1 protein-coding gene is annotated in these 1,754 nt (G+C 42.5%); it reads left to right on the top strand.

Features of this window, described 5'->3' with window-relative positions:
• On the top strand, nucleotides 1-1,740 hold a 1,740-nt coding region (locus AB4496_RS05685), incomplete at its 5' end, for a LamG-like jellyroll fold domain-containing protein (RefSeq protein ID WP_372130679.1).
• Nucleotides 1,741-1,754 lie beyond the last annotated feature (14 nt).

Here is a 1,754-nt window from a genome sequence, read left to right as displayed (position 1 = left end):
GATGTCGTACATGTCAAAGTCACATCGCCTGACTTATATGCTCGCTTTGATTTTGAGCAGGCTCCTATCGATGACTTATGGGTAGTAAACGCTCAAACAGGCTTGTCTGAGCAGTTAGCCGCCGCTAAAAACTCAAGTAAACAGTCGATTTCAGAGGTTTGGGTCAACCAAGGCTATGCTAATTCGAAGACGCTTAAACTAGGCGCTTATGAATCTGTAAAATCTAATTTACTAGAGAATGATGTTCAGGAATCTTTAAAGTATAAATCCCATTATGGACATGATTTTGACTTTGCTGAAGACGATTTCACACTATCACTGAAAGTGAAACCTAATGTAAAACTAGAACATCCGATAGATTTGGTTAGCAAAGGTATTTGGAGTGATGGTTTCCACCTAAAGTTAACCAAAGAGGGAGCTATTGAGTGGTTTATGATTTCACGCCAACTAGCAACTTATGCTGGTGGAAGTGACTTAAGAAAGGTATCTGTTACAACCAAAGAGGCACTTAACCTAAGTCAGTGGAATACCGTTGCTGTACGTGTTGACCGTAATACCCAAAAAGTTTCTATTTGGCTTAATGGTAAGCAAGCGACACTAGTTGACGCTTACAACAATAAAGCTGAAGTTGACGATATTAAACTTACTGACGGCTATGCCGGTGTTTGGGGTGCGGGTAGCCGTTTAGATGCAGGAACAAGTCAAGGGTTGATTATTGCCAAGCCTTGGATGGACGCAGGTAAAGACGCAACGGCCAACCTTGAATCTGAGCAAATAGCCGGTAATTTCTTAGTTGATAACATTGAGATGCGCTCTTTTGCTTTGTCTGATGGTGAGATGAAAGATCTTGCGAATGACAACCTAAAGTATGCACATACACCACGCCCATATAATGGACAGTCACTTCCATTTAATGGTAATCAGACGTTTACATGGAAATTATCTAAATCTAGTGCTTACAAAGTGTATACCAGTACAGATAATAGCACTTGGTTAGAAGTTCAATCAGGTGCTAGTTCTGCTGTTTCAGGTTCACACACTGTCAATCTAGACCCAGCAAGCGATGTTTTATATTGGCGCGTTGATGTTGATGGTAAAAAGGGGAGCGTATGGTCTGTTCGTAACGCACTAAAAGCGGGCGTGCAGAATGTTTCCTTCAGTTACGCTGAAGAAAATGCCGGCGCTAAGTACCCAGCGTGTAAAGTAAGTAAGAGTGAACCTTGCTTGTTTGGTTGGGGCAATAGCAATAGAACTGACCAATTTAAGAACACTTGGACGCAAAACCCAGCAGGTACCACTAACTGGGAGGGGCATATTTACTTGGGGGGGGATGAGAAAAAGTCAGAGGTTTCTGTTACGGCTCAAAGTGGCAAAGATTGGAAAACAGTCCGCTTTAGAACTGCTGTTATTGGAAAAGGGTGGACTGGTGCTCAGGACCTTCCAAAAGGTACGCTTAAGTTATTAGCAAATGGTACGGAAATCTGGAAGGCTTATAGTATCGGAGACAATATCTCTGATGGAACTTTAAGCAAATCTGGTAATCATTGGTCTAGCCTACCATCTATTGGTACCAACCGAGTGAGTGTACCGAGAAAAACAAAAGTGGGCGGCTACAGTGTTCACCGCGTTGATTTACCAGCCGATACAACAACGCTCAAGTGGGTCTATGAAGTAGAAAAACTTGACAGCAAAGGAAAAAACCCGGGCGTGGCTCTTGGTGGTGTACAGCTACTAAGATAGTGTTTCTTCTAAAC

Source organism: Vibrio sp. 10N.222.46.A1, from assembly GCF_041473595.1.
In the GTDB taxonomy this organism is placed as follows: domain Bacteria; phylum Pseudomonadota; class Gammaproteobacteria; order Enterobacterales; family Vibrionaceae; genus Vibrio; species Vibrio tasmaniensis_A.
Note: the sequence above shows the minus strand (reverse complement) of the source record. Positions and strands in the feature narration are given on the sequence as shown.